We start from the raw sequence: 24,779 nt of genomic DNA, 5'->3' as shown, positions 1-24,779 counted from the left end.
AGGATTATCGCATTTTTAGACATGCTCCATACTTGAAACGGGCCATGGCAGTGATCAAAAAAATGGAAAAGTGATGAGCGATATTGTAGGAGCGGTTGCAAAGCGATCCGCCAACCAACAGCGCAAAAGCAGGCTGGCGAAAACGATTGCCAATATCTTCGATCTGCCCCATTCCGATTTCGCATTCGATAATCCGTATCGCACGTCCCGCCTGGGTTTTACGGCGGGCGAGAACACTTCGAACGGCTCGGCGCGCCCGCTCGGCATCGGCATGCGGGAGGACGGCTCTCGCGAATTCGCGGCGCCCCGAGCATGACGGCGGGCCGTGCCGCGAGCACGAGCACGACGCCGAAGGCAATCCGAGCAGGTGGCGCGGGGTGCGAAGGCGATGCCGCGCCGGATCCGCGGCGCTGAATTTTCCGGTAGTCGCGGCGGCGCCGCGATGCGCGTGATCGCCGATCCGGCGCCGCCGGACGGGTACGACGGGATCGCGTTCAACACGGGGCGCCTCGATGCCTCGATCGTGCCGGCCAAGCGCGATGACTGCGGATCGTGGCGCCACGATTCGTGTCGATCCGCGAGTGAAACGGGACGCCGCCCGTGAGGGCGGGCGGCGCCACCGGGATAACAACGCGGCTGCTGACGGCCGCATTAAATTATTTGATAACTGGGAGGCGGTATGAAGATCAGGGACCTGGCGCTTGCGCTGCTGGTAACCGCGCTGTGGGGCATCAATTTTTCGGTGATCAAGATCGGCCTCGGCTCGTTCGATCCGTTCCTGCTCGCCGCGCTGCGCTTCGTGTTCTGCGCGCTACCCTGGGTGCTGGTGTTCAAGCGTCCCACCGTGCCGTTCAAGTACGTGTTCTGGTACGGCCTGATCCTCGGCGCGCTGCAGTTCGGCCTGCTGTTCCTCGGGATCCGCGAGGGACTGACGGCGGGCCTCGCGTCGGTGGTGCTGCAGCTGCAGGTGTTCTTCACGATCTGCTTCGGCGCGATCGCGCTGCGCGAGCGCGTCAAGGTCCGGCAGCTGGCCGGCATGGTGCTCGCGTTCATCGGCGTGGTCGCCATCGCCAAGGTGGGCGGCGGCGCGAGCAACCTGCTCGCGGTGCTGCTGGTGGTGGGTGCCGCCGCGTCGTGGGGCGTCGCCAACATCATCGTCAAGAAGTCGGGCGCCACCGACATGCTCGGCTTCATGGTGTGGTCGAGCCTGGTGCCGCCGCTGCCGCTGTTCGCGGTCGCGCTGGCCGTGAACGGCTCCGCGCACGTGGCCGCCGACCTGCGCAACATCGGCTGGAGCGGCGCCGGCGCCGTGGCCTATCTGGTCTATCCGACCACGCTGTTCGGCTATTCGATCTGGAACATCCTGCTGCGCAAGTACAAGACCTCGCTGGTCGCGCCGCTCACGCTGCTGGTGCCGATCTTCGGCATGCTCAGCTCGATGGTGATCTTCCACGAGGAGCTCACGCTCATCAAGGTGGTGGCCGTGGTGTTCGTGATCGCGGGCCTGCTGATCAACCTGTTCGGCCTGCCGTTCGGCCGGCGCGCGGCGGCCGCCGCGCCGCAGACCACGCCGCGCTGAGGCCGCCATGCTCACCGGAGGATGTTTGTGCGGCGCGGTGCGCTACCGCTTCACGGGAACCCCGTCGCGCGTCAGCTACTGCCATTGCTCGCAATGCCGCCGCTTCACTGGCGCGCCGGTGTTCGCCGCCGCGCTGGTGGCGCGCGAGACGCTCGTGGTGGAAGGCGAGCCGCGTGAGTACCGCTCGTCGCGGCACGGCATCCGCCAGTTCTGCGGCACCTGCGGATCGAGCCTGTTCTTCGCGTTCGACACGCGCGCCGACCAGATCGAGATCCTGCTCGGCACGCTCGACGACGCGGCGGACGTGGTCCCCACGTTCCACGGCTTCGATGCGGCGCGCATCCCGTGGTTCGACGTGAAGGACGACCTGCCGCGTCACGCGGCGATGCCTTGATGTTTTCCGACCCAGCAGCCCACTACCCACAGGAGAGATTCAGATGCCGTCCAGCTCGTCGTTCAATACCTACAGCAATCTGCTGAACCCGGAATTCCGCGCGAAGATCGATGCGATGCTCGGGCAGTTCGAGGCCGCGTTCTACGAAAAGATCGAAAAGGCCGAGGACATGCTGAAGTCCGACTCCTTCGACATGGGCATGTACAAGCGGCACAACGTCGAGACGATCCTGCGCATCTCGCTGAAGCGCGCGGTCGATCCGCTGATCGCCAACTACTGGGCCTCGCGCGATCCGCAGCTGTGCAAGGAGTGGGGCCTGTACGGCGCGGAGGAAGGCCGCCACGACCGGATGTTCGCGCGCGACCTGCACGAAGTGGGGATGACCGACGAGGAGATCTACGCCACGCGGCCGACCTTCGCCACCGAGCTGCTGAACGGCTATTTCTACTACACGATGGCCACCGAAGGCCCGCTCGCGTCGATGGTCAGCGGCTTCTATCTCGAGTACGTCGCCGGCCGCACGCAGCCGGACTGGCTCGACAGCATGGAAGTGCATCTCGGCAAGGAACTGACCAAGGGCGCGCGCCGCCATCTGGCGCAGGATCTCGAGGACGATCACGTCAACATGGTCTGGAACATGATCATGCGCACCATCAAGGGCCCGGCCGACGAAGCGCGCTTCATCGAGCACCTGGTCAAGATCAACGCGCTGTTCGTGTCCTACTTCGTCGAAGTGGCGCGCAGCGTGCGCGTGCCGGCACCGAACCCGCTGGAGGCGGCGATGACCGCTCCGGTCGCGGCGCTGACCGTGGCGGCCGAGACCAGCAAGGCGCTTGCTTGAGCGTGACGCGGCTCGCCGTGCCGCACGCGCGGGCGCGCGGCACGATTCCCTATCCCGAGATGCATTGCGTGAGGCTGCGATGAAATTCGAATGGCCGGCGTCGCTGTCGCGACAGGACATGACCGAGCTGGTGGACCTGATGAACACGGTGTCGACGCGCGAGACGACGCTCGGCTTCTTCGAGCCGATCTCCACGGCGGCCGGCCTCGCGATGATGGAGGCGCTCGACGCCGACCTGCGCGCGAACGCCGCCCAGCTGCTGATCGCGCGCGAGGAGCCCGACGGCAGGATCGTCGGGATGCTGATCCTGGCGCGCCAGTCGCTGCCGGCGCGGCGCCACATCGTCGAGATGAAGCGCTGCGTGATCGAGCCGGCCTATCGCGGCCGCTTCGTGCTCGACGGCTGGCGGCTCGCGCTCGAACGCGTCAAGCAGATGGGTTGCGACATCATCGTGATCGACGTGCGCAGCGACGGCAAGGCCGAGCAGCTGTGGCGCCGGCTCGGCTTCGTCGAGTACGGCCGGCTCGACGACTACGCGCGCGTGAACGGCCGCGTGATCACCGGCTACTTCCTGCGTGCCTACGTGGACGAGGTGATCGCGCACCAGCAGCGCGCCGGCACGTTCTGGCATCGCCCCGGCCCGTCCGCGCGCGGCGAGCTCGAACTCGATGCCGTGTCCGGCGAGCGGAGCGACGCGTGAGCGCGGCGCGCCGCAGCCTGCTCGCGTCGCTAGCGGCGATGTGCGTGCAGGGCGCGTGGGCCGCGTATGCGAACCATACGGCCGGCCCGTGGATCGCCGGGCGCTCGGCCGTGGTGCAGGGGCTGTGCAGCTTCGGCATGACCTACTGCGTGACGCGGCTGATCGAATGGCTGGTGCCGCGCTTTCGCTCCGGGCCGCCCGTCTCGCGCATCGCCCGCACGGCGCTGCTCGCGATCGGCTGGATGCTCGGCGTGCAGGTGCTCGCGCACTGGCTGGCCGGCACCCCGCACATCGCCGCCACCATCGCGCCGGCCGCCTCGCTCGGCACGGTCTACTGCATCGTTTATACGATCGGCCGCGTGAAGCTCGATCGCGGCCCGATCAGGCAACACCCGGGCTCACCCACCACCGACGACGCCGCGCTGCGCAACGCCGCGGCCGTCACTCCACTCTCCGACAGGAAGGTATGAACATGGCAACCAAGATCGCGGTCCTGACTAACGATTTGCAGTACGAACTGGTCAACAAGAATCCCGAGCGGATTCGCGCGGTGGCCGACGCGACACCGGGCTTTCGCCAGTTCCTCGACGGCATGCGCGAGCGCGGCTGCGAAATCGTCCACCTGCAGCTGATCAACCGCGAGGACGACGCGAACGCCGAGCGCTACAACGGCTACCTGCCGGTGACGAAGGGCAGCGAAGGCGCGCAGATCATCGCCGAATTCCTCGCCGATTCGGACCTGGTGGTCGAGAAGAACAAGGACAGCGGCTTCTACGAGACGGACCTGCACGACATCCTGCAGTCGCGCGGCGTCGACACGGTGGTGGTGACCGGCATGCAGACGCAGATCTGCGTGCAGACCACGGCCGCCGACGCGTTCTTCCGCGGCTACAACATCTGGGTGCCGTCCGACTGCGTGGTGTCGGCCCAGGAGGCCGACAAGAAGCGCGCGCTCGAATGGCTCGACGGCTATTGCGCGACCGTGACCGACTCGTCCGAGGTGCTGCGCACCATTGACGAACTCGGCCATCTGCCGCGCAAGGCGATCAAGACGCCGTGAGGCGCGCGCCGGCCGCGGGCATTCCGCGCGCGGCCGGCGGTTCAACCCTGGCAACCCCCAAGAAACTCGGTCGAAGACTCTATGAACATCAATGATCTGTCGCGTTCGGAAGTCGTGCTGGACCATGGCACGGGCGCAAAACTGAGCCGCGAGCTGGTGGAAATGATCGTCTCGGTGCTGGGCGATACCTATCTCGGCGAAATGGAGGACAGCGCGCTGCTCGACATCGAGGGCGGACGCCTCGCGATGACGACCGATTCGTTCGTCGTCAACCCGCCGCTGTTCGGCAACGGCGACATCGGCAAGATCGCGGTGTGCGGCACCGTCAACGATCTGGCGGTGGTCGGGGCCACGCCGAAGTTCCTCTCGCTCGCGCTGATCCTGGAGGCGGGGCTGCCGTTCAGCACGCTGGTGCGGGTGCTGGAATCGATCCGCGACACCGCGCGCGAGGCGAACGTGAAGATCGTCGCCGGCGACACGAAGGTGGTGGGCAAGGGCGAGGCGGACCAGATCTTCATCAACACGGCGGGCATCGGCATCGTCAAGCGCGCGCCGCTGCGCATGAAGCAGGTGCGGCCCGGCGACCGCGTGATCCTGAGCGGCTGGATCGGCAATCACACCATCCACCTGCTGTCGATCCGCGAGGGGCTCGGCTTCGAGACCCGCGTGCTGAGCGACTGCGCGCCGCTCAACGGCATGCTGCAGCAGCTGTTCGACGCGCTGCCCGAAGGCGCGGTGCGCTCGGTGCGCGACGTCACGCGCGGCGGCCTGTCGGCGGTGATGCACGAATACGCGTCCGCGCTCGGCGCGACGCTCGAGATCCGCGAAGCCGACCTGCCGATCCAGGCGGAGACGGCGATGGCCGCCGACATGCTCGGCATCGATCCGATCAACATGGCCAACGAAGGCTGCCTGTGCCTGTTCGTGGCGCCCGAGCACGCCGGGCAGGTGTTGAGCGTGCTGCGCGAGCACCCCTACGGCAAGCAGGCGGTGGAGATCGGCCAGGTGCGCGAATCGGGCGGCCGCGCGGTGGTGATGGTGGGCCGCAACGGGCAGGCGCGCGAGATCGAGGAACTGGTCGGCGCCGAGCTGCCGCGTCTATGCTGAGCGCCGAGGCGGGGACCGTCGCGCCGGACGGGCGCGCCGAGGCGGGTGCGCCGCTGCGCCGGCGCATCCGCGTCACCGGCGTGGTGCAGGGCGTCGGCTTCCGGCCGTTCGTCTATCGCATCGCGCTGGCGCGCGCGCTGCGCGGCTGGGTGCTCAACGATGCCGACGGCGTGCTGATCGAGGTGGAGGGCAGCGCCACCGCGCTGGCCGATTTCTCCGCCGCGCTGCGCGAGGAGCTGCCGCCGCTCGCGCGCATCGGCGCACTGCGCTCGCAGGGCGTCGAGCCGCTGCATGACGCGGCCGAGGGCTTCGCGATCCGCGACAGCGAGCGCAGCGGCAGCCATCTCGCGCAGCTGCCGGCCGATTCGCACGTCTGCGAGGCGTGCCTGGCCGAGCTGACGGATCCGGCCGACCGGCGCTACCGCTATCCGTTCATCAACTGCACCAACTGCGGGCCGCGCTTCTCGCTGATCGAGGCGATCCCCTACGATCGCGACAACACCACGATGCGCGCGTTCGCGATGTGCCCGGCCTGCGAGACCGAGTACCGCGATCCGGCGGACCGCCGCTATCACGCGCAGCCGAACGCGTGCCCGGTGTGCGGGCCGCAGCTCGCGCTGCACGACGCCGACGGCCGGGTGGCGGGCGGCGACACGGCGCTGCGCGCGACGCTCGATGCGCTGCGCGCGGGGCTGTGCGTGGCGGTGAAGAGCGTCGGCGGCTTCCATCTGGTGGTGGACGCGCGCAACGCGGCGGCGGTGGCGCGGCTACGCGAGCGCAAGCGGCGCAACTCGAAGCCGTTCGCGCTGATGCTGGCGTCGATCGAGGCGATCCGCGAGCGAGCCGCCTGCAGCGAGCTGGAGGCGCAGTGGCTGCGCGCGCCGGGCCGGCCGATCGTGCTGCTGCGCAAGCACGACGGCGGCGATATCGCCGCCAACGTCGCGCCGCGCAATCCGAACCTCGGCGTGATGCTGCCGTCCGCGCCGCTGCATTACCTGCTGCTGTCCGAGCCCGACCTGCCGGCGCTCGTGATGACGAGCGGCAACGTGTCGGGCTCGCCGATCGTCTATCGCAACGAGGACGCGCTCGCGAGCCTGTTCGAGGTGTGCGACCGCGTGCTGCTCAACGATCGCGACATCGCGATCCGCATCGACGACTCGGTGATCCGCTGCTCGGACGACGCGCGGCTCGCCGAGCCGCAGGTCAGCTTCCTGCGCCGCGCGCGCGGCTTCGCGCCCTACGCGATCGAGGCCGGCCGGACCCTGGCGCCGGTGGTGGCCTACGGCGCGGAGCTGAAGACCACCGTCGCGCTGGCCGATCGCGAGCGCATCTACGTGAGCCAGCACATCGGCGATCTCGGCAACGACGACACGTTCCGCTCGCACCAGGCGATCGCCTCGCATCTGGCCGAGCTGTACCGCGTCAAGCCCGCCGTGGCGGCCTGCGACCTGCATCCGTCGTTCCGCTCCACGCGTGCGGCGTCGGACACGCATACCGCGCGCCGGCAGGTCCAGCATCACCATGCGCACATGGCCGCCTGCCTCGCCGACAACGGCATCGACGGGCCGGCGATCGGCGTGATCCTCGACGGCGCCGGCTACGGCCTTGACGGCACGATCTGGGGCGGCGAGTTCTTCGTCGGCGACGCGCGCGAGGTGCAGCGCGCCGGCCACCTGCGCTACCTGTCGCTGCTCGGCGGCGACAAGGCCGTGCATGAGCCGGTGCGCACGGCGCTCGCGCTGGCGCTCGAATCGTTCGACGGCGATGCGAGCGTGCTGGCCCGCGTGCCGGCGCTCGCGGCGCTCGGCGACGAGGTCCGGCACGTCTACGGCACCATGTGGCGCAAGGGCATCAACGTGACGCGCGCCTCCAGCATGGGGCGGCTGTTCGACGGCGTCGCGGCGCTGGCGGGCGTGTGCTCGCGGGCCGAATACGAGGCGCACGGCCCGATCGAGTTCGAGGGGCTGCTGGGGCGCGACACCGCGATGGGGGAGCCGTATGCCTGGCTGCTGGAGTCGCCGCCCGACGCGCCGATCGAACTCGACTACCGGCCGATCGTGCGGCAGGTGTTCGCCGACGTGGCCGACGGCGTCGAGCCGGCCGTCATCAGCCGGCGCTTCCACTCCACCCTGGTGCTGGCGATCGCGGCGCTCTGCGAGCGGCTGCGCGGCCGGCACGGGCTCGACACGGTGGTGCTGAGCGGCGGCGTGTTCCTGAACGAATTCTTGCTGGTGAATGCGCTGGTCGAGCTCCGGCAGCGGGGCTTCCAGGTCCATGCGCATCGTGACGTGCCGACCAACGACGGCGGCATCGCGCTCGGGCAGGTAGTGGTGGCGAGTGCGAGGATCGCGGCGGAGCGCCAGGCCGCCGAATGAACGACTTTCTTCCGGGATGATGCCAATGAACACACCGCACGTTGAACTACCCGAATCGGCCGACATGTTCGAATTCGTCCGGCGCCGCGAGTCGAGCGCGCGCACCTATGCGAACGCGCTGGGCCGCGTGTTCGTGAGGGGCCGCGGCGCGCACGTGGCCGACAGCGACGGCCAGGAGTACCTGGACTGCCTGTCGTGCGCCGGCACGCTGGCGCTCGGCCACAACCATCCGCGCGTGCGCGACCGCGTGATCGAGTTCCTGCTGTCGGACCAGTTGCTGCAGGCGCTCGACATCACCACGCCGGCCAAGAGCCGCTTCATCGAGGCGCTGTTCGGCGTGCTGCCCGAGGCGTTCGCGGAGCACGCGCGGATCCAGTTCTGCGGGCCGTCCGGCGCCGACGCGACCGAGGCCGTGATCAAGCTGATGAAGACCGCCACCGGCCGGCGCTCGGTGCTGGCGTTCCATGGCGGCTACCACGGCATGACCGCCGGCGCGCTCGCGCTGACCGGCAACCTGACGGCCAAGACCGAGGTGGCCTCGCTGATGCCGGACGTGCATTTCCTGCCCTATCCGCATGCCTATCGCTGCCCGTTCGGCACCGACGGCACCGACACCACGGCGCTCTCGCTCGCCTACATCGAGCGCGTGCTGAGCGATCCCGAGAGCGGCATCGTCGCGCCGGCCGCGATCATCGTCGAGGCCGTGCAGGGCGAGGGCGGCGTGATTCCGGCGCCGGCCGAGTGGCTGCGCGGGCTGCGCGAGCTGACCGAGCGCTTCGGCATCCCGCTCGTGATCGACGAGATCCAGACCGGCTTCGGCCGCACCGGCACCATGTTCGCGTTCGAGCACGCCGGCATCGTGCCCGACGCGGTGCTGATCTCGAAGGCGATCGGCGGCGGCTTCCCGATGTCGGCGGTGCTGTATCACGAGCGCTACGACCGCTGGAAGGCCGGCGCGCACGCCGGCACGTTCCGCGGCAACCAGATCGCGATGGCCGCCGGCACCGCGCTGCTCGAAGTGATGCGCGACGAGCGCATCGTGGAGCGCGTGCGCGAGCGCGGCGCCGAGCTCGAGGCTGGCCTGCGCGAGCTGGCGGCGCGCTTCCCCGCGTTCGGCGACGTGCGCGGGCGCGGCCTGATGTGGGGCGTGGAGATCGTCGACCCGGCCGGCGCCGCGGACCGCGCCGGACGCCGGCCGGCCGACGGCGACGCCACGCGCCGGCTCAAGCGCGCGTGCCTCGCGCGCGGCTTGATCGTCGAGTCGGGCGGCCGCTTCGGCGCCGTGCTGCGAATGCTGCCGCCGCTGACGATCACGGCCGACGAGATCGGCGAACTGCTCGCCAAGCTCGGCGCCGCCTGCGCGGACGTCTGGCCGACCGGGGAGAGCGAGGCAGCCGGGGCGGCGCCGGCCGTCGCCAGCGCCGCGCCTGCGCTGCTCGCCGAGACGCAGTGACCCCGCCGCGGGCGGCCGGTGCCGGGCCGCCCGCGCGTGCCTTTTCTTCATGGAGCCGAACATCTTGCCTTATCGCATGTGGCGTCTGTTGCGCGGGTTGTTGCTGGGGGTGGCCGTGCTGGCCGTGTGCGTGACGGGAGGGGTGGTCATCTATGGCCGCGCGTCGCTGCCGGTGCTCGCCGGCACGGTGGTGGCCGGCGGCGCGGATGGGGTCGGCGCGCGCGTGGAGATCGCGCGCGATCCGCACGGCATTCCGCATATCGTGGCGGCATCCGACGACGACGCCTATTTCGCGCTCGGCTATGTCCACGCGCAGGACCGGCTCTGGCAGCTCGACATCGACCGGCGCATCGCCAGCGGCACGCTGGCCGAGGTGCTCGGCCCGGCGGCGCTGCCGGTGGACACCTTCATGCGCACGCTCGGCGTGCGGCGCAACGCCGAGCGCATCTATGCCCATCTGTCGCCCGAGGCGCGCCACGTGCTGGAGCGCTATGCGGCCGGCGTCAATTTCTATCTGGGCTCGCGCCGCGGGCCGCTGCCGATCGAGTATCTGCTGACCCGCGCGCCGGCGCCAGCGCCGTGGACGCCGGCCGACTCGGTGGCGTGGCTGTCGGTGCTCGCCTGGGATTTGAGCGGCAACATGGCGATGCAGATCGAACGGATGCGCCTCACGCACCGGCTGCCGCTCGAACAGATTCATCAGCTGATCACCACCGCGCCCGAGGACCTGACGCGGATGGCCACCATCGACTACGTGCCGGGCTACCGCGACCTGTCGGCGCTGGCCGAGGCCGGCGTCGGCGCGCTGGCCGCGGCGCCGTCGCGGCACGTCGAGGGCGTCGGCTCGAACAACTGGGTGGTGGCCGGCAGCCGTTCGGCCAGCGGCAAGCCGATGCTCGCGAACGACCCGCATCTGGGGCTCTCCACGCCCGGCCTGTTCTACCTGGCGCATCTGAAATCGGATCGCCTCGACGTGGTGGGCGGCACGGTGCCCGGCCTGCCGTTGGTGCTGATCGGCCACAACGCGCACATCGCGTGGGGGCTCACCAACACCGGCACCAGCGTGGAAGACCTGTTCCTCGAACAGCTCGACCCGGCCCGGCCCGGCGAGTACCGCACGCCGGACGGCTGGGCACGGTTCGCCACGCGCACCGAGACGATCCGCGTGAAGGGCCAGGCGAGCGTCGTCCTGAACGTGCGCGAGACGCGTCACGGGCCGGTGGTCAGCGACGTCTCGCCGAAGGCGCGCGATGCACTCGGCCAGTCCAACCGCTACGTGCTGGCCTTGCAGTGGACCGCGCTGATGCCCGACGACACGACGCTGGAGGCCGGCTTCGGCTTCGATCACGCGAGCAACTGGAGCGAGTTTCTCGCCGCCGCCGCGAAGTTCGGCGTGCCGCAGCAGAACGTGGTGTACGCGGACCGCGACGGCAATATCGGCTTCATCGCGCCCGGACGCGTGCCGCTGCGCTCGCCCGACAACGACCTGATGACGGAAGTGCCGGCGCCCGGCTGGCAGGCGCGCTACGACTGGAACGGCTTCGTGCCGTTCGCGCAGCTGCCGCGGGCGTTCAATCCGCCCGACGGGCGCATCGTCACTGCCAACAACCGGATCGTGCCGCGAGACTCGCCCGTCTTCCTTACCGGCGAGTGGGTGATGCCGTACCGGTATCACCGGATCACCGCGCTGCTCGACGCGCGCGCGCGGCATACGCTGGACAGCTTCGAGACGATCCAGACCGACGTCCACTCGGCGGCGCAGGACGCGCTGCTGCCGCTGCTGCTCGCGCAGGTCGGCCCGCAAAGCGACGCCGACGCGGCGCGGGCGGTTGCCTGGCTCACCGCGTGGAATCGCGACGCGCGCGCGGACCGGCCTGAGCCGCTGATCGCGAGCGCCTGGGAACGCGCGGTCACGCGGGCGATCTTCGAGCCGCGTTCGGGGCGCGAGCTGTTCAAGGAGTATTGGGCGCAGCGGAACCTGCATCAGGCGCTGCTGAACGCGCTGAGCGATCCGGCCGTCGGCGCCGCCTGGTGCAGCACCGGCGCCGCGCCGGGGCCGCGGCCCGCGCCGCCGTGCGCGGCGCAGGTGAGCGCGGCGCTGCGGGCCGCGTTGCTCGACCTGCGGCAGCGCTACGGCAACGACATGCAGGCGTGGCGCTGGGGCGAGGCGCACGCGGCGGTCGCGCCGCACCGGCCGTTCCATCAGGTGTCGTGGCTCGCGCGCTGGTTCGATCTGCGCGTGCCGGTGGGCGGCGACATGATGACGATCGACGTGGGGGGCAACGATTTCAGCGACGAGGCCGCGCCGTACCAGACCCGCATGGCCGCCGCGATGCGCATGGTGGTGGACATGGCCGACCCCGGCGCCGCGCGCTTCGCGATGCCGGCGGGCGAATCGGGCAACCGCTTTTCGTCGTGGTACGCGGACCTGATGCCGTTGTGGGCGACCGGCCGCTACGTGACGATTCCCACCGACGCGCGCAGCATCGACGCCTGCGATTGCAAGCGGCTGGCGCTGGTGCCGGTGCGCGAGTGAGCGGAGCGGTCGACCGGGAAAACTGTCGGGCCGGCGGTGAACGGAAGGGGTGGGCGGCAGGCAGGCGGCAATGGTTGCACGCGCATCGATGGTGCCGACCGCCGTCTTTCCGCCACCTCGGGCTAGAATCGTCGGCTTCACCGCTCCCCACCGATGCCCGACGACGATTTCGACCGCTTCTGGCCGACCTTCCAGGTGGTCGCCGCCGCGCGGGAAACCTACGCCTACGATCCCGCGCTGACGAAGGAGGCGGCCCGCGCGCTCTGGATCGATCTGCCGGCCTACACGTTCCTCGCCGAGGAGGACGGCGAGCTGCTGGGCTCCTACTACCTGAAGCCGAACGCGGCCGGCCCCGGCGCGCATGTCTGCAATTGCGGCTACATGGTGGCGCCGGCCGCGCGCGGCAAGGGCGTGGCGCGGCGCATGTGCGAGCACTCTCTGCAGGTGGCGCGCGAGGCGGGTTTCCTCGCGATGCAGTTCAACTCGGTGGTGTCCACCAACGTGGCGGCCGTGGCGCTGTGGAAGAAGATGGGTTTCGACGTGGTGGGTACGCTGCCGCGCGCCTATCGCCACCGCACGCTTGGCTATGTCGACTGCTTCGTGATGTATCGCTGGCTTGGCGAGGCCCCCGCCGCCTGAACGCGGCGGCGAAGCCGGTTGCCCACGAGGCACGACGCGGCACGGCGCGGCGGACCGATCGATCCGCCGCGCCGTGAGTGCGGTCGTTACCGCCACCTGTCATCGAGGCCGGCCGCCTTCATGCGCCATCGGCAGCAGGCCCGCATGCCGGGGCTCAGGCCGCCGATGCCCCGATCGGCGCATAGGTGCCGGTGCCTTCGGGCCACGGCGTCAGCACCTCGAAGCCGTCGTCGGTCACCACCACCATGTGCTCCCATTGCGCGGACAGCGAGCGGTCCTTCGTGACCACCGTCCAGCCGTCGGCGAGCTGCTTCGTCTCGGCCTTGCCCGCGTTGAGCATCGGCTCGATCGTGAAGATCATGCCGGGCACCAGCTTCATGCCGATGCCGGGGCGTCCGTAGTGCAGCACCTGCGGCTCGTCGTGGTAGACGGTGCCGATGCCGTGCCCGCAGTATTCGCGCACCACGCTGTAGCCGGCCTGATGCGCGACGCTCTGGATCGCGTAGCCGACGTCGCCGAGCGTCGCGCCCGGCCGCACCGCGAGGATGCCGGCGCGCATCGCGTCGTAGGTGGTGTCCACCAGGCGCTTCGCTTGCGCGTCGGGCTCGCCCACGAAGTACATGCGGCTGGTGTCGCCGAACCAGCCGTCCTTGATCACCGCCACGTCGATGTTGATGATGTCGCCGTGCTCCAGCACGTGCGCGGACGGGATGCCGTGGCAGACCACGTGGTTCACCGACGCGCAGATCGTCTTCGGGAAGCCGTGGTAGCCGATGTTCGCAGGCGTGGCCTGCTGCACGCCGACGATGAACTCGCGGCACAGCGTGTCGAGTTCGTCGGTGGTGACGCCGGGCTTGACGTGTTCGCCGATCATGCGCAGCACGTCGGCCGCGAGCTTGCCCGCCTCGCGCGCCTGCGCGATCTCCGCCTGCGAGCGCAGCGTGACTTTCTGGGAGCGCGCCATCATGCGACCTTCGACAGCGCAGCGTCGTCGTGTTCGGCCGGCGCGCCGGCCTCGGCGCGCAGCAGCAGCTGGCAGATGTCGCCGTAGGCCAGCGTCGGGTTCAGTTCGGCCAGCATGCCCACGCGCAGCCAGTGCTCGGCCTGCGCGTTGATCGAGCGGCTCAGCGCGCCGCTCGTGCGACGCAGCGAGTCGTGCATCGACTCGGAGATTTTGATGATTCCCATGATGCCCTATATATACGAAATGTAGCTGTTTCGCATAATAGCAGGAAACGATGGGGACGCGGTGGGGATCGCGGGCGCGCCGTGCCCTCAAACGACGCCGATCCGCCACTGCCCCTGCGGCAGCGTCCCGTTCACGGCGAAATCGCCAACGATGCGCTCGCGGTAGACGCGCGGATTGTGCGAGACGATGGTGCGCGCGTTGCGCCAGTAGCGGTCGAGCCCGTTGGCGCGCAGCGTGGCCGAGGCGCCGAGCGCGTCGAACACGCCGGCTGTTGCATCGAGGACGAGCTGCGCGACTACCGTCTGCGCCTGCCAGATCTCGACCTCGGCCTCGGCGATCGCGGAGGCGCCCGCCGCGCCCGCACTGTGCGTCGTGCGTTCGAGCGCGCGCGCGGCCTGCGCCACGGCCGCGCCGGCCGCCCAGGCCTGCGCCCGGGCGCGGCCGATCACCTGCAGCAGCTGCGGATCGTCGGCGGGACGCGCGGCCGCGGCGTGGCTGTAGCTGCGCCGGCGCGCGGCCACCTGCGCGGCCGCGTCGCTCGCCGCCGCGCGGCCGATGCCGGCCAGCGTCGCCAGGTGGACCAGCTGGTAGAACGCCTCCGAATACGCGAACGGCGCGCTCGTGACGATCTCGCGCGCGTCCACGGCCACGCCGGCGAAACGGCTGGTGCCGCTGGCGGTCAGCCGCTGGCCCATGCCGTCCCAGTCGTCGTCGACTTCCACGCCCGCCGCATGGCGATCGATCGTGACGCTGACGTAGGCGTCGTCGGGGTCGGTCGCGCCGACGTGGATCCAGTCCGCGAACAGCGAGCCGGTCGTGTAGAACTTGGTGCCGTCCAGGCGCCAGCCGTCGGCCGCGCGCGTGAGGCGCGTGGCGAACTGCGCCTGCCTGGCGTCGCCCGGCTCCGACCATGCGCCGCCCACGATATCGCCCTTCGCGAGTCGCGGCAGCCAGCGTGCGCGGTGCTCGGCCTCGCTGCCGAGCACGTGTTCGACGAAGCCGAAATGCGCGCGCAGCGCCTGCGTCAGGTTCGAATCGGCCTCGGACAGCTCGATCAGCAATTCGAACAGATCGGGCAGCGCGAGACCGAGGCCGCCGTGTTCGCGCGGCACGCGCGCGGCGGTGAGGCCGGCGTCGCGCAGCCAGCCGAGCGCGTCGAACGGCAGCCGCCGTTCGATCTCGCGCGCGACGGCCTGCTCGCGAATCCGCGCGAACAGCGGCCGGAACGGGGCCACCAGGCCCGCGTAGGCATCGCGGGGCGGCTCGCCCCACGCGGCACTCGTCACGACGTCGGGCGGCAGGGCGGTGTTGCGATCCTGGGACATGCGATGAACTCGTGGTTGCGATTGGGGAACGGCGCGCGGCGGGCCGCCGGCGCGTCATGCGCCGGGGCGTGGGCCGCGCGTCAAACGTGGGGATGTCATGCGTGGGCGTCGCGCCGCCCGGCGAAGCCGAGCGCGAGGACGGCGAAGATCAGCACGCCGGTCGCCACCTGCTGCCAGTAGAAGTTCCAGCCGGTCAGCAGCAGGCCGTTGGCGACCAGGCTCAGCAGCAGCACGCCGAGCAGCGTGCCCGGCACGCTGGGCCGCCGCGCCGGCGACAGCGTGGTGCCGATGAAGGTCGCGCCGATCGCGTTGAGCAGGTAGCCGTTGCCGGACAGCGGCACGTAGGCCTTGACCGTCGACGACAGCAGCAGGCCCACCACGCCGTAGATCAGCGCGCTCGCCACGAAGCCCGCGAACGTCACGGCCGCCACCGGCAGGCCCGAGTAGCGCGCGACGCCGGGTTGCGCGCCGAGCGCGGCGGCGGCGCGGCCGAAGCCGGACCACGCCAGAGCCGCGTGGACGGCCAGCGCCAGCGCGGCCACGATCCACAGCGGCACCGGCAGCCCGAGCAGCGTGCCGTGCGCGAGCGTGCCGAACAGCGGCGGCAGCGCGAGGTTGAGCAGGTACACGGGCTGGCCGCCGTCGGTGGCGAGCTGCTGGACGGTCTGGCCGATGAACAGCGTGCCGAGCGTGGCGAGGAACGGCGCGATGCCGATCCGCGCGATCAGCACGCCGTTGAACGCGCCCACCGCCGCCGCTGCCGCGAGTCCGGCCAGCGCGGCGACGGGCGTGGCTACCCGATGCGCGCTGAGCAGCACGAACACGAGGCTCGCCACGTCGATCGCGGTGCCGAGCGAGAGATCGACCGCGCCGAGCGACAGCGCGAGCGTCATGCCGAGCGAGGCGATCGCGAGCAGGGCGAAGTTGTCGCGCAGCACGTCGGCGAGGTTGCCGGCGCGCGCGAAGCCGGGCGCGAACACGACGAAGAACGCGATCACCACGGCGAGCGCGCCCACCAGCGCGAAGCGAGCATTGAGGCCGGAGACGCAATCGGCGACGAAACCGGAGAGGAAGCGGGGCCGGCGGCCGGCGCGTTCAGTCATGGGCATGGCTCCCCGCGTGTCGGCGCCGCACGATGGCGGTGGTGGTCACCACGAACAGGATCAGGAGCCCTTCCACGCCGTTTACCCAGTAGCTCGACACGTTGTCGAGCTGGAAGCCGTTGCCGATCACGCCGATGAACAGCACCGCCAGCAGCGTGCCGGGAATGGTCGGCGTGAGGCGCCGCGAGAACACCACGCCGAGCAGCGCGGCCGCGATCACGGTCAGCAGGTTGTCGCCGGCGCCGGGCGAGCTGCCGCTCAGCAGCGCGAGGTTGGCGAGCGCGGCGAGCGCCGCGGCCACCCCGCTCAGCACGTAGCTGGCGGCGATCACGAGCACGACGCGCACCCCGGCTGCGCGCGCCGCTTCCGGGTGCGCGCCCGCCGCGTGCAGGCGCAGCCCGAACGGCGTGCGATGGATCAGCAGCGTGAAGCCGGCGGCCGCGGCCAGCAGTGCGAGCGCGAGGGTCGGCACGCCGGCCGCGCCGTCGCCGAGCAGGAACGCGAGCAGCGGCGTGGCGGCCGGCACCGAGGTGTTCTGCGTCAGCACCAGCTCGAAGCCGGCGCAGAGGTTCATGGTGGTCAGCGTGGCGAGCAGCGGATAGATGCGCAGCACGAGTACCGCGAACGCGTTGAGCGCGCCGATCGCGGCGCCGGCCGCGAGCGTCAGCGCGAGCGCCGCGCCGGGCGTGCCGCCGGCGCGCAGCGCGACCGCGTAGACGGCCGCGCAGAAGCCGAGATTGGCGGCCACCGAGAGATCGAGGCCGCCGCGGATCGGGTCCGCGCCGCCGCCGATCAGCACCACCGTGAGGCCGAAGCCGAGCAGCCCGACCACGGCCGACTGCTGCAGCACGTTGGCGAGATTGGCGAGCGTGAGGAACAACGGCGAGCCGAACGCGAAACCGACGAACACGGCCGCGAACGCGAGCAGCGCGCCGCCGCGCAGCCAGGCCTGCGGCCCCGGGCGCAGGCCGCGCAGACGCGCGAAGCGCGTGCCGGCCGCGCGCGGCGTGTCGAGGACCCGGCTCATGCGGCGGCCTCACGATGCACCGGCGCCGCGCCGTCGGCACGCGCGCCGGTGGTCCAGGCCAGCAGCTCGTGACGATCCGTGTCGCGCGTGGCCACCTCGCGCACCAGCCGGCCGCGCGCCATCACCAGGATGCGGTCGGTCACGCCGAGCAGCTCGATCAGGTCGCTCGAGAACAGCAGCACCGCCGCGCCGTCGCGCGCGAGCCGGTCGAGCAGCCGGTAGATCTCGTGCTTGGCGCCCACGTCCACGCCGATCGTCGGCTCGTCGAGCAGATAGACGCGCGAGGCGCGGCTCAGCCATTTCGCGAGCGCGACCTTCTGCTGGTTGCCGCCTGACAGCTGGCGCACCGGCGCGTCCACGCCAGGCGCGCGGATCGATAGCGCGTCGATCAGCCGGCCCGCCACGCCGGCCTCGCGACCGCGCGCGACGAAGCCCAGCCGGCTCACGCGCGCGAGGCTCGCGAGCGAGATGTTCTCGCGCACCGACAGCGCGGGCGCCACGCCGTGCGTGCGCCGGTCCTCGGGCACGAACCCCAGGCCGCGCCGCACGGCTTCGCGCGGCGTGCGCAACGGCGCGGCGCGGCCGTCGATCTCGATCGCGCCGGTCACGCCGCGCTCGAGCCCGAACAGGCTGCGCACCAGCGGCTTGCCGCCCGAGCCGAGCAGACCCGTCACGCCGACGATCTCGCCGCGCCGCAGCGCGAACGACACCGCCTCGAAACGGCCCGGCGCGCTCAGGCCGCGCACCGCGAGCACCGGCGCGTCGGCGGCGCTGGAGGCATTGGAGGTTCCGGATTCAAGGTCCGCGCTCGCGCCGGCCGGGGCGGCCCGGCGCGTGGCGGCCGGCACCTCGTCGCCGAGCATCGCGGCCACCAGCGCGTCCACCGGCGTCGCGCGCGCGTCGAGATGGGCCACGTCGGCGCCGTCGCGCAGCACCGTCACGCCGTCGCAGACCTGCGCGATCTCGTTCAGGTAATGCGAGACGTAGAGGATCGTCTGGCCGCGCGCGCGCAGCTGCTCGATGGTGCGCAGCAGCCTGTCCACCTCGCGGCTCACCAGCGCGGCGGTGGGCTCGTCGAACACGAGGATCGCCGGCTCGCCCGCGAGCGCGCGTGTGATCTGCACGAGCTGCTGCTCGGCCACGCTCAGCTCGCCGATCAGGCGGTCCGGCGGCAGCGTGATGCCGAAGTGGCGGTCCAGCGCCTCGCGCGCCGCGCGCCGCATGCGCCGCCCGTCGAGCAGGCGCAGCGCGCCGGCCGCGCGCGGCCCGAAGGCGGGCTCGCGGCCCAGCGCGAGCGCCTCGGCCACGGTCAGCGTGGCTGGCAGCAGGCGTTCCTGGTGGATGAACCCGAGCGCGGCGCCGGGCGTCACGCGCGTGGCGCCGGCCGCGTTGCGCGGCTGCGTGATGCCGTCGATCGCGATCGTGCCGGCGTCGGCCGCGTGGATCCCGGCGAGGATCCGGATCAGCGTCGATTTGCCGGCGCCGTTCTGGCCGATCAGGCCATGCACGGTGCCGCGCGGCACCGCCAGCGACGCGCCGCGCAGCGCGGCGGTGCCGTCGAAGCGCTTGACGATGTCGCGCAATTCGAGCGCGGGCGCGGCGGCGGGCGCGGAAGCCGGGTCGATCATTTCGATGCGGGCGCAACCGTTCCGGTCTGGCCGAGCGCCTGTTGCAGCGAGCCCGCGTTGTCCTTGGTGACGAGCAGCGACGGCACGTAGGTGTAGGGCGGCAGCGTGTGGTCGCCGGCCAGGTAGCGCGCGACGTTGTCCACGGCGGTCTTGCCGATCAGCGCCGGCTGCTGCGCCACCACCGCGCCCGCGCTCGACTTCGGATCCTTGACGAGCGCCACCACGTCGGGGCTGCCGTCCACCGCGTAGGTGCGGATCTCGTCGCGGTGCGCGGCGTCCACGGCCTGCGTGGCGCCCACCTGCGGCACGTCCCAGGCCGACCAGATCGCCGCGATCTGGCCTTTCGGGTATTTGGTCAGCAGCTGGCTGACCTGCGCGTAGGCGTTCTGCACCGTGTTCGGGATCACGTCGCGCAGTTCGGGCTCGACGACGTGGACCTTCGGGTAGTACTTGAGCACGGCCTTCAGCTGGTCGTAGCGGATCGCGCAGACGGGCACGCCGTAGAAGCCGTTGAAGACCAGGATGTTGCCCTCGCCGTGGATGTCGTTGACGAGCTTCAGCGCGAGCTGTTCGCCGATGAAGAAGTTGTCGGAGGTGGTGTCGTTGAGGCTCGCGGGCGAGGCCGTGTCGATCGTGAACAGCGGGATGCCGGCCTGGCGGATCTTCTGCAGCCACGGCTCCAGCACCGACGCCGTGCCGAGCTGCTCGACGATCGCGTCGGGCTTCTGCGCGATCAGCGTCTGGATCTGCGCGATCTGGCGGTTGTCGTTGCGGCCCGCGTCGAGCGCGATCGGCGTGCCGCCGAGCCGCTTCACCTCGTCGATCGCACCCTGGTAGGCCTTCAGGTCCCAGTAGTGATCGGTGCCGGCCGCCGTGATGCCGATCCGCTTGCCTTTCAGCGACGGCACGGGCGCCGTGTCGGCGGCGTGCGTGGCCTGCGCGGCGGCGATGGCGGGCGGCAGGGCGAGCGCGGCGGCGAGCATGGCGGCCGGCGCGAGCGTTGCGAGCGGTGCGAAGCGGGAGCGCAAGGCGTGGAAGCGAGTGATCATCGAGGCGCGGAAGGAATCGGAAAAACGGCGGGGCCGGCGGCTGGCCGACCGGATCAGCAGCAATCTAATCGGCCTGCCCGCGCCAGCGAAACCATCGATTTGCGCTTTGATTATCAGCGTGGGCGTGATGTGCTTTGCGCGTGGGGCGTGCGGTGCTTTTTCGAATCGGCGTGAAGCAAAGGAGGGGACGAGGCAGGCGAACAGGGTTCCGTTCGCTTCGCTGCATGGGTTCGTGAATCGTGCGCGGGCCGGCCCGGCCGTTGGTCCGCGCCGGCATCCGCGGCTCGCGCGGCGCCGTGCCGGCCGGGCGTGCCGCGTTATCGCGGCGGCATCGATGCACCGGCCGCCACGCGCCGCGCGGCCGCCCGCGCGACGCGGCGCGTGGTCCACTGCACGGTCATCGCGACGGCGGCGGCCAGCGCGAACGCGAGCGCCGTCGAGACGTGGCCGAGCGTGAACGCGAGCACGAGGCAGAAGCCGAGGAACGAGAAGCGGCCGAGCACCATGCCGCGCAGCAGCGCGATCGCGAAGTCGCTGCCGTGCGCGCGGTGCGAGGACACCGCCAGCACGCTGCCGAGCAGCGGGAACACGGCCAGCAGCCCGCTCCATGCGGGGCCGGCGCGGCCCGCGAGGGCGGTCACGGCCAGTGTCAGCAGCGCGCCGGCGACCATCCGGCCGGCCAGGTCGCGGCGCGTGAGCGGCAGGCTGGCGGCGCCATGCGACGCGCGCGGCAGGAAGCGCTGGCCGAACGCCACGGCCGCGATTGCCACGCTCACCGCCAGCAGCGGCGAGCCGGGCAGCCGCGCGAGCAGCAGCGCGGCCGCGAGCCAGGTCGCCAGCGCGGCGGCGAGCGCCACCGGCCAGCGGCGGGTGCGGCAGGCCCAGGCGTAGGCGAAATTGAAGGCTTCGGAGGCGAGGATCGCGGCCAGCGACAGCACGGCCGCCTGCGCGCCGAACGCGGGGCCATGGTCGAGTACCAGCAGGAACAGGATCGGCCCGGCCACCACCGGCAGCCCGGCGAGCCAGCCCGCGATCGACGGCCCCCACCACGAGCCCGACATCGAGACCACGAGCAGGAACAACGGGACCAGCGTGAGCTTGAGCGCGAGCATGAGGGCGGGGCGGGTAAAGCATGATGATACCCGGCGGCGAGAGGGTTGCCGCCGCGTTTGGCGTGGCGCCTGCCGCTCGATCTGGCGGCGGGCATGCCGTGGCCCCGGTTGCTGCGTCAGCTGTCGTATGGGCTGTCGCGATGCGCCATCTGCTGTCATGATTGCGGCCTGAGAGTGCTGTCCCGGACCGACGCGCCGGGCCACGCCGTGCCGCCGTCGCCTCTTCAAGGAGCCTTCTTCATGCCGCATCCGTCCCGGCTGCTGTTCCTGCCCGGCGCATCGGGCGATACCGCGTTCTGGCAGCCGCTCGCGCAACGTCTCGAACACGGCGCCGAGCGCGAGGTCATCGCGTATCCCGGCTTCGGCGCCGAGCCGCCCGATCCGTCGCTGCGCGACCTCGACGATCTGCTCGACCGGGTGCTGGCGCACCTGGACCGGCCGAGCGCGCTGATCGCGCAATCGATGGGCGGCGTGCTCGCGATACGCGCCGCGCTGGCGCGCCCCGAACTCGTCACGCATCTGGTGCTGTGCGTGACCTCGGGCGGCGTCGACGTCGAGGGGCTCGGCGCCGAGGACTGGCGTACCGCGTTCCGGGCGGCCGGCGCGTCGCTGCCCGACTGGTTCGTCGCCTATCGCGGCGACCTGACCGACCGGCTGCCCGGCGTCACGCAGCCGACCTTGCTGATCTGGGGCGACGACGATCCGTTCAGCCCGCCAGCGGTCGGCGAGCGGCTGCTCGGCACGCTGCCCGATGCGCGGCTGCATGTGGTGCGCGGCGGGCGCCATGATCTCGCGAACGCGCACGCGGCCGCGCTCGCGCCGCTCGTCGACGCGCATTTGCACCGCTGACGCGCCGGCGGATCGCCGTTTCGGCTGCGGCCGTCGTGTCGATCGTCGATGCGGGCGTCATGTTCGTGTCGTGCCCGCCGGCATGCATCCGCGAGCGGGATCATTTCGTTTCCGCCGGCGCGTCTGCCCGTGCGATGCGCGTGTTTCGCCATCGCCTGCCACGCTTGCGCTCGCGAGCGCGGTCATCGTGTTTTTCGGCGGGCCGCGCCGCCCAAGCTGACGCGCTCGTCCCCTCGCCGGCCGTGCGGGCTCCCGGGCATGCGTTTCGTCCGCGCCCTTCGCCGCGACCCCTCGCCAAGCCACCGTTTCCGCCTCCCGCCACCACCCCGTTTCCCCGGGTCCGGATATTGCGCGATTCCCTGGCCGGCACGCGCCCGCCCCCCTGGACGCGCGCCGCACGTCATATCGATCGCCGGCTTTGTAGTTTTTGCAGGCCCGAGGCACGCCTGCGGAAGATCGGCACCGCACCGGCGCCTGACCGGCGCCTGATCACCGCCACCCGCCGCGATCGATACCGATTCGAGCGCCGACGGCACGCCGCCGCGTTCACTCGCCCGCAGCATGGCGAGCAAACGCGCGGCGCGCGTGCCGATCGGCCGGATTTTGACCCCACAACCGGAAGTGGAGGAAACGCATGGCCAAATCGAAAGCGACCCAGGATGCCGATGTCATCGGCCACGGTGGCGAACTGCATCAGCAACACACGGGCCGCGGCAAGCAGGATCCCGACGTGTTGACGACCAACTTCGGCGTCCCGATCTCCGATAACCAGAACAGCCTGCGCGCGGGCGAGCGCGGCCCGACGCTGCTCGAGGATTTCGTGCTGCGCGAGAAGATTTTCCACTTCGACCACGAGCGGATCCCCGAGCGCATCGTGCATGCGCGCGGCAGCGGCGCGCACGGCGTGTTCAAGTGTACGCGCGCGATCCCCGAACTCACGCGCGCGAACCTGTTCCAGACGGTCGGCGAGGAGACCGAGGTGTTCGTGCGCTTCTCGACGGTGGCGGGCGGCGCGGGCTCGGTGGACACGCCGCGCGACGTGCGCGGCTTCGCCGTGAAGTTCTACACGCGCGAGGGCAACTGGGACCTGGTGGGCAACAACATCCCGGTGTTCTTCATCCAGGACGCGATCAAGTTCCCGGACCTGATCCACAGCGTGAAGATGGAGGCCGATCGCGGCTATCCGCAGGCAGCCTCGGCGCACGACACGTTCTGGGATTTCGCGAGCCTGATGCCCGAAAGCACCCACATGCTGATGTGGGCGATGTCCGATCGCGCGATCCCGCGTTCGCTGCGCATGATGCAGGGCTTCGGCGTGCATACGTTCCGCTTCGTCAACGCGAAGGGCGAGGGCCGCTACGTAAAGTTCCACTGGACGCCGGTGCTCGGCGTGCAGTCCACCTGCTGGGACGAGGCCGTGAAGATCGCCGGGGCCGATCCCGACTATCATCGCCGCGACCTGTTCGAGGCGATCGAGGCGGGCGACTTTCCCGAGTGGGATCTCGGCATCCAGGTGTTCGACGAGGCGTGGGCCGCGAAGCAGCCCTACGACGTGCTCGACGCCACCAAGCTGATCCCCGAGGAGGAGATTCCGGTCGAGACGATCGGCCGGCTCACGCTGAACGCCAACGTGAAGAACTTCTTCGCCGAGACCGAACAGGCCGCGTTCCTGCCGTCCAACGTGGTGCCCGGCATCGACTTCACCAACGATCCGCTGCTGCAGGGGCGCCTGTTCAGCTACCTCGACACGCAGAAGTCGCGGCTCGGCACCACCAACTTCCACCAGATCCCGATCAACGCGCCGCGCTGCCCGTTCCACAACATGCAGCGTGACGGGATGATGCAGACCCAGGTGCCCACCGGCCGCGCCAACTACGAGCCGAACTCGCTCGCGCAAGCGGGCGAGGCGGGCGGCCCGCGCGAGGCGCCGGCCGAGGGCTTCACCACCTTCGAGGCCAACGCCGAGCGCAACGATCCGTCGGAGAAGCTGCGCGTGCGGGCCGAGCTGTTCGCCGACCACTACAGCCAGGCGCGGCTGCTGTTCCGCTCGCTGGAGCCGATCGAGCAGGCGCATCTGGCCTCGGCGTTCGTGTTCGAACTGTCCAAGGTGTCGCTCGAACACGTGCGTTCGCGGATGGTCTCGCGGCTGCGCAACGTCGACGAATCGCTCGCGCAGCGCGTGGCCGACGGCCTCGCGATTCCGCTGCCCGACGCCGCCCCGCCGGCGCGCGAGCCGATCGACATGAAGCCGTCGCCGGCGCTGTCGATCGTCGCCAACGCGAAGCACACGCTGCAGGGCCGCAAGGTCGGCATCCTGTTCGACGAGGGCTCGGACAAGGCCGCGATCGAGGCGCTGGTGGCGTCGATCGAAAAGGCCGGCGGGCGCGCCATGCTGATCGCGCCGAAGGTGGGCGGGGTGCCGGTGAAGGGCGGCACGCTGACGGCGGACGGGCAACTGGCCGGCTCGCCGTCGGTGCTGGTCGATGCCGTCGCGCTGGTGCTGACCGAGGACGCCGCGCGCAAGCTCGCGCAGGATTCGGCGGCGGTTTCCTTCGTGCTCGACGCGTTCGCCCACCTGAAGGCGATCGGCCATACGCCGGGCGCGCAGCCGCTGCTGGAGCGGGCCGGCATCCAGCCCGACGCGGGCGTGACCGACCTCGGCGACGCGTTCGTGAAGGCGGCGGCCCGGCGCTTCTACGATCGCGAGCCGAAGGTGCGCGATCTGGCGTGACGAGCGGCACGCGCTAACAAAAAAGCGGCGCCCGGTGGAAGCCGGCGCCGCTTTTTTCCGCTGCTTTCCTACGTTTTCTTCA

General features: G+C 70.8%; 22 protein-coding genes. 14 read left to right on the top strand and 8 right to left on the bottom strand.

What is annotated here, in order from left to right; all coding sequences use genetic code 11:
• The first annotated feature begins 73 nt into the window (after nucleotides 1-73).
• The 12 genes from bpln_RS36435 (at nucleotide 74) to bpln_RS31385 (ending at nucleotide 12,684) form a co-directional block, all read left to right on the top strand.
• On the top strand, nucleotides 74-316 hold the full coding sequence (locus bpln_RS36435) for a hypothetical protein (RefSeq protein ID WP_148654246.1): 243 nt from the start codon (nucleotides 74-76) through the stop codon (nucleotides 314-316).
• A gap of 363 nt (nucleotides 317-679) precedes the next feature.
• Nucleotides 680-1,579, top strand: a complete 900-nt coding sequence (locus bpln_RS31435) for an EamA family transporter (RefSeq protein ID WP_055140993.1) — start codon at nucleotides 680-682, stop codon at nucleotides 1,577-1,579.
• A gap of 7 nt (nucleotides 1,580-1,586) precedes the next feature.
• Nucleotides 1,587-1,973 (top strand): GFA family protein, encoded by a 387-nt coding sequence (locus tag bpln_RS31430; RefSeq protein WP_042628990.1) that lies wholly within the window; start codon nucleotides 1,587-1,589, stop codon nucleotides 1,971-1,973.
• Between the two features lie 43 nt (nucleotides 1,974-2,016).
• Nucleotides 2,017-2,814 carry a heme oxygenase-like domain-containing protein gene (locus tag bpln_RS31425; RefSeq protein ID WP_042628989.1) on the top strand — a complete coding sequence of 266 codons (798 nt, stop codon included), beginning with the start codon at nucleotides 2,017-2,019 and terminating at the stop codon, nucleotides 2,812-2,814.
• 79 nt (nucleotides 2,815-2,893) lie between these two features.
• On the top strand, nucleotides 2,894-3,514 hold the full coding sequence (locus bpln_RS31420; protein WP_042628988.1) for a GNAT family N-acetyltransferase: 621 nt from the start codon (nucleotides 2,894-2,896) through the stop codon (nucleotides 3,512-3,514).
• The gene (locus tag bpln_RS31415) at nucleotides 3,511-3,984 is read left to right on the top strand and encodes a hypothetical protein (RefSeq protein ID WP_042628987.1); all 474 of its coding nucleotides are present in this window, start codon (nucleotides 3,511-3,513) and stop codon (nucleotides 3,982-3,984) included. The genes bpln_RS31420 and bpln_RS31415 overlap by 4 nt, the downstream gene beginning before the upstream one ends.
• A 2-nt stretch (nucleotides 3,985-3,986) precedes the next feature.
• Nucleotides 3,987-4,574, top strand: a complete 588-nt coding sequence (locus tag bpln_RS31410; RefSeq protein WP_042628986.1) for a cysteine hydrolase family protein — start codon at nucleotides 3,987-3,989, stop codon at nucleotides 4,572-4,574.
• 81 nt (nucleotides 4,575-4,655) lie between these two features.
• Nucleotides 4,656-5,681 carry a hydrogenase expression/formation protein HypE gene (hypE, locus tag bpln_RS31405; protein ID WP_042628985.1) on the top strand — a complete coding sequence of 342 codons (1,026 nt, stop codon included), beginning with the start codon at nucleotides 4,656-4,658 and terminating at the stop codon, nucleotides 5,679-5,681.
• Nucleotides 5,675-8,056, top strand: a complete 2,382-nt coding sequence (gene hypF, locus bpln_RS31400; RefSeq protein ID WP_055140992.1) for a carbamoyltransferase HypF — start codon at nucleotides 5,675-5,677, stop codon at nucleotides 8,054-8,056. Before hypE ends, hypF begins: the two co-directional genes overlap by 7 nt.
• A 64-nt stretch (nucleotides 8,057-8,120) precedes the next feature.
• Complete coding sequence (locus bpln_RS31395; RefSeq protein WP_162492389.1) at nucleotides 8,121-9,509, top strand: diaminobutyrate--2-oxoglutarate transaminase family protein; 1,389 nt, start codon at nucleotides 8,121-8,123, stop codon at nucleotides 9,507-9,509.
• A gap of 64 nt (nucleotides 9,510-9,573) precedes the next feature.
• A complete protein-coding gene (locus tag bpln_RS31390; RefSeq protein WP_244131978.1) occupies nucleotides 9,574-12,045 on the top strand; it encodes a penicillin acylase family protein in 2,472 nt (823 codons plus the stop codon).
• Nucleotides 12,046-12,198: 153 nt separating this feature from the next.
• Complete coding sequence (locus bpln_RS31385; protein ID WP_055140989.1) at nucleotides 12,199-12,684, top strand: GNAT family N-acetyltransferase; 486 nt, start codon at nucleotides 12,199-12,201, stop codon at nucleotides 12,682-12,684.
• Between the two features lie 154 nt (nucleotides 12,685-12,838).
• Here bpln_RS31385 and map read toward each other — a convergent pair whose 3' ends face one another.
• The 8 genes from map to bpln_RS31345 all read right to left on the bottom strand — a co-directional run bounded on the left by map (nucleotide 12,839) and on the right by bpln_RS31345 (nucleotide 21,117).
• Nucleotides 12,839-13,648, bottom strand: coding sequence for a type I methionyl aminopeptidase (map, locus tag bpln_RS31380; protein ID WP_042628978.1), 810 nt, complete (start codon nucleotides 13,646-13,648; stop codon nucleotides 12,839-12,841).
• On the bottom strand, nucleotides 13,648-13,872 hold the full coding sequence (locus bpln_RS31375) for a ParD-like family protein (protein ID WP_042628977.1): 225 nt from the start codon (nucleotides 13,870-13,872) through the stop codon (nucleotides 13,648-13,650). Before bpln_RS31375 ends, map begins: the two co-directional genes overlap by 1 nt.
• Before the next feature lie 87 nt (nucleotides 13,873-13,959).
• Entirely contained in the window at nucleotides 13,960-15,198 is a 1,239-nt protein-coding gene (locus bpln_RS31370) for an acyl-CoA dehydrogenase family protein (RefSeq protein WP_055140988.1), read from the bottom strand.
• Between the two features lie 95 nt (nucleotides 15,199-15,293).
• On the bottom strand, nucleotides 15,294-16,301 hold the full coding sequence (locus tag bpln_RS31365) for an ABC transporter permease (RefSeq protein ID WP_082465502.1): 1,008 nt from the start codon (nucleotides 16,299-16,301) through the stop codon (nucleotides 15,294-15,296).
• Nucleotides 16,294-17,328, bottom strand: a complete 1,035-nt coding sequence (locus bpln_RS31360) for an ABC transporter permease (RefSeq protein WP_055140987.1) — start codon at nucleotides 17,326-17,328, stop codon at nucleotides 16,294-16,296. Before bpln_RS31360 ends, bpln_RS31365 begins: the two co-directional genes overlap by 8 nt.
• A complete protein-coding gene (locus bpln_RS31355) occupies nucleotides 17,325-18,956 on the bottom strand; it encodes a sugar ABC transporter ATP-binding protein (protein ID WP_055140986.1) in 1,632 nt (543 codons plus the stop codon). The genes bpln_RS31360 and bpln_RS31355 overlap by 4 nt, the downstream gene beginning before the upstream one ends.
• Entirely contained in the window at nucleotides 18,953-20,005 is a 1,053-nt protein-coding gene (locus bpln_RS31350; protein WP_042629642.1) for a sugar ABC transporter substrate-binding protein, read from the bottom strand. Before bpln_RS31350 ends, bpln_RS31355 begins: the two co-directional genes overlap by 4 nt.
• 317 nt (nucleotides 20,006-20,322) lie before the next feature.
• The gene (locus bpln_RS31345) at nucleotides 20,323-21,117 is read right to left on the bottom strand and encodes a hypothetical protein (RefSeq protein WP_055140985.1); all 795 of its coding nucleotides are present in this window, start codon (nucleotides 21,115-21,117) and stop codon (nucleotides 20,323-20,325) included.
• Between the two features lie 240 nt (nucleotides 21,118-21,357).
• Here bpln_RS31345 and bpln_RS31340 point away from each other — a divergent pair, with 240 nt between their 5' ends.
• Nucleotides 21,358-21,966 (top strand): alpha/beta fold hydrolase, encoded by a 609-nt coding sequence (locus bpln_RS31340; protein ID WP_055140984.1) that lies wholly within the window; start codon nucleotides 21,358-21,360, stop codon nucleotides 21,964-21,966.
• Nucleotides 21,967-22,600: 634 nt separating this feature from the next.
• Nucleotides 22,601-24,697: a catalase gene (locus bpln_RS31335; protein WP_042628957.1), complete on the top strand. Its 2,097-nt coding sequence runs from the start codon at nucleotides 22,601-22,603 to the stop codon at nucleotides 24,695-24,697.
• The last annotated feature ends 82 nt before the right edge of the window (nucleotides 24,698-24,779 follow it).

The sequence above is a fragment of the Burkholderia plantarii genome, from assembly GCF_001411805.1.
Classification (GTDB): domain Bacteria; phylum Pseudomonadota; class Gammaproteobacteria; order Burkholderiales; family Burkholderiaceae; genus Burkholderia; species Burkholderia plantarii.
Note: the sequence above shows the minus strand (reverse complement) of the source record. Positions and strands in the feature narration are given on the sequence as shown.